We start from the raw sequence: 4311 nt of genomic DNA, 5'->3' as shown, positions 1-4311 counted from the left end.
CTAGTCAACGAGCTGATGGAGGCGCGCGACGAGCGCCGTCTGCTCCGCCTGCAAAAGCAGCAGGCCGCCGTCAAGCTGCTCATCATCGACGAACTGGGCTTCGTGCCGCTGAGCAAGACCGGCGCAGAGCTCTTGTTCGAGCTGATCTCGCAGCGCTATGAGCGCGGCTCCACGATGATCACCAGCAACCTGCCGTTCGACGAATGGACCGAAACCTTCGGCACCGAACGCCTGACCGGCGCACTGCTCGACAGGCTGACACACCACGTCAACATCCTCGAGATGAACGGCGACAGCTATCGGCTCGGCCAAAGCCGCGCCCGAAAGGCCCAAGCCAGAACCTGATCACCCGCCACAGGATTGGCCCTGCGGGCCAATGCGCCATGGCACGCGCCAGCTATGCGGCAAGCGCGCGCGCCATGGCGCTTGGCGCCCTGTCGCTGGCCTGGTTTTGCGCCGCCGCGTGGCCGGTTTTTACTCCGCCGTTGACAGCCGGACGCCCATGCTCAGCACGGAGCAGATGAGCGAGCTGGCGGCGATCGTCGAAGCGGGGCCGGACCCGGAGATGGACGGAGTTGTGCGCTGGCGGCGGGTCGATCTGTGCGCAGTGGTGGAGCGCCGCTTTGGCATTCGCGTGGCGGAGCGGACGATGAGCTCGATCCTCCGCCGGCTCGGCTTCGTGAAGCTGTCGGCGCGGCCGCGTCTCAAGCGAATTTCCAGACCTGAGGGTACAATACCATCGATCACGGCGGTCGAGTTCAGCTTCCGGTCGATCCTGATCGCCAGGCACTCCCGTTTGAACTCGTCGATAACGTTCAGCATGCGGAACTTCCGTCCGTCATGGGTCCGGCTCTCGAGGAAGTCGTGAGGTGCAGACATGGTTCGGCCGCTCCGGCCGCAGGCGGATGCACGACCCATCGTTGAGCCAGAGCCGGCCCTTCTTCGGTTGCTTCCGGGGAACCTTCAGCCCCTCCCGCCGCCGTTCGACCCTCTTCACGTTCACGACCCAGCCTGCGTCACGCAGCAGCGCCGTGATGCGCCGATAGCCGTAGCGGCCGTATTGGCTGGCGAGCGCGACGATGTCCGCAGTGAGCGCGTCCTCGTCGGGACGCCCGCGCGGCACCTTGCGGCTCGTGTCGAGCGCTGCTGGCCGAGCACGCGGCAGGCGAGGCGCTCCGGGACGGAGAACTTCTGCCGGACATGATCGACACAGGTTCGGCGGCGGGCGGAGCTTAGAAGTTTCCCGAGGCGTTCGCGCAGGCGCTCGGACCGATGGCGCACCTGCGCGCGCCCCGCAGGATCAGCTTCTCCAGTGTCAGCTCGGAGACAGCCTTCCGCAGGCGCTCATTCTCTTTCTCCAACTCCTTCGCCGGACGGCTCTCTTCATGGCAAGATCGATCCTGAGCGAGGTTTGCGACGGGGGGGCGACCATGCTGATTTCTCTTCACAAGCAGGCGACGACCACGCCGAAGATACGCGCCGCGATCCAGGCAGGCACAAAGCCGGCCCGGATGGTGGCGGAGCGCTACGGGATCTCCGGGCAGACGGTCTGGAAGTGGCGCAAGCGGGATAGTATCCATGATCGGAGCCACACCGCACACAGGCTCCAGACGACACTCACGCCTTCGCAAGAGGCGGTAGCGGTGTCGTTGCGCAGGACCCTGCTTTTGCTGCTCGACGACCTTCTCTGCGTGGTGCGGGAGTTTCTGAACCCGAACGTCTCCCGCTCGGGGCTCGACCGCTGCCTGCGTCGCCATGGAGCGGGCAGCCTGCGCGACCTGAAGCCCGCCGCGCCACGGCCCACGCACAAGCCTTTCAAGGCTTAGGAGCCGGGTTACCTCCACGTCGATGTGAAATACCTGCCGCAAATGGCCGATGAGGAGCGGCGTCGTTACCTCTTCGTCGCCATAGATCGCGCCACCCGCTGGGTCTTCGTGCGCATCTATCCGGCCAAGACCGCCGCCAACGCGCGGCGCTTGTCTCACGCGACCTGGAGCGCGCCCCGCCGCTGCGGATCACCCGGGTGCTCACCGACAACGGCAAGGAGTTCACGGATCGTCTGTTCGGCCTCCGCCGCCGCCCGGCCACCGGCAACCACGACTTCGACCGCCTCTGCGCTGAACTCGAGATCGAGCACCGCCTGGTCCCGCCGATGCACCCCCAGACCAACGGCATGGTCAAACGCTTCAACGGACGGATCGAGGACGTCCTGCAAAACCACCACTTCCGCAGCGGCGAGGACCTCGAACAGACAATCCTGCGCTACGTCCGGCTCTACAACAGCCAGCTCCCGCAATCAGTGCTCAAGGGCCGAACGCCCATCGATGCCCTCAAGGGATGGCAACGCCAAAAACCGGAGCTCTTTAAGAAGCGACCGTAGAATCACGCGGGATGTGACAGCTCATAAAGCCTAAATTCTTCGCCTGTGGAACGTCGATCATACTCTTCCGCTTGCCGAAAGCAGCACGGCAATCGGGCGAGTCATCTTTATCTCGGAAAAGACGAGCACCAAGCTCGCCGTCAGCGGGACAGCGAGGAGAGCTCCGGGCAGCCCCCAGAGCGAACTCCAGCAGGCCAAGGCCAGAAGCACGACGAAGGGGCTGAGGTTGAAGGCCCGGCCCATCATCTTCGGCTCCAGATAAGCGCCGACAAAAACCTGTGCGGCCGTCAGCGAAACCAGCACCACCCCGGCCATCCAAAGCGTTCCGAATTGTGCGAGACTGAGCAATACGGGAAAGATCACGCCGAGCAGCGACCCAATGTAGGGAATGTAGTTGAGGAACGCGATCAGAACCGCCCAGAAAAGCGCGAATTCGATGCCCAGAAACAGCATGATTCCATAGGAAATGACGCCGAGCATGCCGTTGACGACGGTTTTCACGAAGAGGTACTGACCGATGCGCTCGTTGACCCGAGACAACAGCGAAAGCGCCCTCTGACCCGCATCCTCTCCGCCCATTGCTATGACGACCTTGCGGGCCATCATGCCGCGCTCTCCCATCAAGAAGCTGGCATAGAGAACGACGAGAAAAAGCGTGACGCCAAACCCGCGCAACGACAGCAACGCCGGTGCGACCCAAGAACGGACATTTACCTGATCTAGGGTGGCACGTCGCAGATTTTCCCAGGTCGGTTCATCCTCGAGACCCAGCAGACTTGCCCGCCGGGTAATCAGCGCATCAAGATTGGATTCGTATCGCGGCAGCGCGGCCAGCACCTGTGCGAGGTTGTTGATGACGAGAACGAACAGCAGGACCACGCCGATTGTGAAGGCGCCGAGAATAATCGTGTGGCGGGCCCAGTCCGGAAGACGACCTATGATCGGCACGCGCCGCATGTTGGTTGCGGCGGTGAGGAGGACGTAGACAGAAATGACTGCGGCGAGCACCGGTAGCAGAACAGGCTGTCCAATCCACAGAAACCAGCCCAGCATCAGGGTCAGCGCAAGAGCGTAGGTCGCATTTCTCATGTTTTTCCTACAGCTGGAGGCATAAAATCTCCGCTCCCCTCCGAGCGTTCCTGCCGAAGCCGTCAATCATCTCGGCTAGGTCGCATATTTTGCACTTTTACGGACAGGATCGGGATGCACCGCCTTCTCTTGCTTCCGCGCCACGAGATGTCGTTCTGGACGATGAGGCGGTGACTCTCAATCTCCATTTTGACTTTGGTCCGGCTTGCGACACACCGTGCGCTGCGTCGGAGCCAGCTTTCAGGCTTGGTCAGGCAAATCCTTGAGAGACAGGCTCTGTTGCGCGGATCGGCTATAGGATTTTTTTATCTTTCCAGCGGGACGCCTCGGATAGTGTCCCAGCGGTTGGTGTAGGAGGCCGCGGGCGAAGCCCTTGGCGTAGCGTAGCGCGCGGCCGGGTGTGACGCTGGTGGTCGCCGTCGATCTTCGAGAAGGTTCGGGTTGCGAGACTCGAAACCAAGAACGGAGACGACGATGACCGACGACAGAATGGCGCTGCTTGAGCTGGTTGAAAAGGAGGCCGATGGCGATCTCGTGCGCGAGATGCTGGCTTTCGCGGCCAGGCGGATCATGGAAGCGGAGATTGAGACCAGAACTGGCGTAGCAAAGGGCGTGCGTTCGCCGTCGCGTGAGGTTCAGCGAAATGGATACCGCGAGCGGGACTGGGACACCCGCGCCGGACGGATATGGCTGGAGATCCCGAAGCTGAGGAAGGGAAGCTACTTGCCGAGCTTTCTTGAACCGCGTCGGACAGCCGAAAAAGCACTCGTGGCTGTGATCCAGGAGGCTTACGTGCAAGGCATCTCGACGCGCTCGGTGGACGACCTGGTGAAGGCCATGGG

At 62.5% G+C, this 4311-nt stretch carries 3 protein-coding genes and 3 pseudogenes; 4 read left to right on the top strand and 2 right to left on the bottom strand.

Features of this window, described 5'->3' with window-relative positions:
* Positions 1–345: ATP-binding protein (locus JSE7799_RS11105; protein ID WP_144431667.1), on the top strand; the 345-nt coding region annotated here is incomplete at its 5' end.
* 160 nt (positions 346–505) lie between these two features.
* Positions 506–703, top strand: a pseudogene (locus JSE7799_RS22305) (helix-turn-helix domain-containing protein); the annotation flags it as partial.
* 35 nt (positions 704–738) lie between these two features.
* On the opposite strand, the pseudogene JSE7799_RS19860 reads toward JSE7799_RS22305, so the two are convergent.
* Positions 739–1385, bottom strand: a pseudogene (locus JSE7799_RS19860) (IS3 family transposase); the annotation flags it as partial.
* Between the two features lie 45 nt (positions 1386–1430).
* On the opposite strand from JSE7799_RS19860, the pseudogene JSE7799_RS11095 reads away from it, so the two are divergent.
* Positions 1431–2380: pseudogene (locus JSE7799_RS11095) on the top strand (IS481 family transposase).
* A 57-nt stretch (positions 2381–2437) separates the two neighbouring features.
* Here the strand turns inward: JSE7799_RS11095 and JSE7799_RS11090 are convergent.
* Positions 2438–3469 carry an AI-2E family transporter gene (locus JSE7799_RS11090; RefSeq protein WP_055663660.1) on the bottom strand — a complete coding sequence of 344 codons (1032 nt, stop codon included), beginning with the start codon at positions 3467–3469 and terminating at the stop codon, positions 2438–2440.
* A 474-nt stretch (positions 3470–3943) separates the two neighbouring features.
* Here JSE7799_RS11090 and JSE7799_RS11085 point away from each other — a divergent pair.
* On the top strand, positions 3944–4311 hold a 368-nt coding region (locus JSE7799_RS11085; RefSeq protein ID WP_186201916.1), incomplete at its 3' end, for a transposase.

The organism is Jannaschia seosinensis (genome assembly GCF_001408515.1).
Lineage (GTDB): Bacteria > Pseudomonadota > Alphaproteobacteria > Rhodobacterales > Rhodobacteraceae > Jannaschia > Jannaschia seosinensis.
This window is presented reverse-complemented; position numbering and strand designations above follow the sequence as displayed.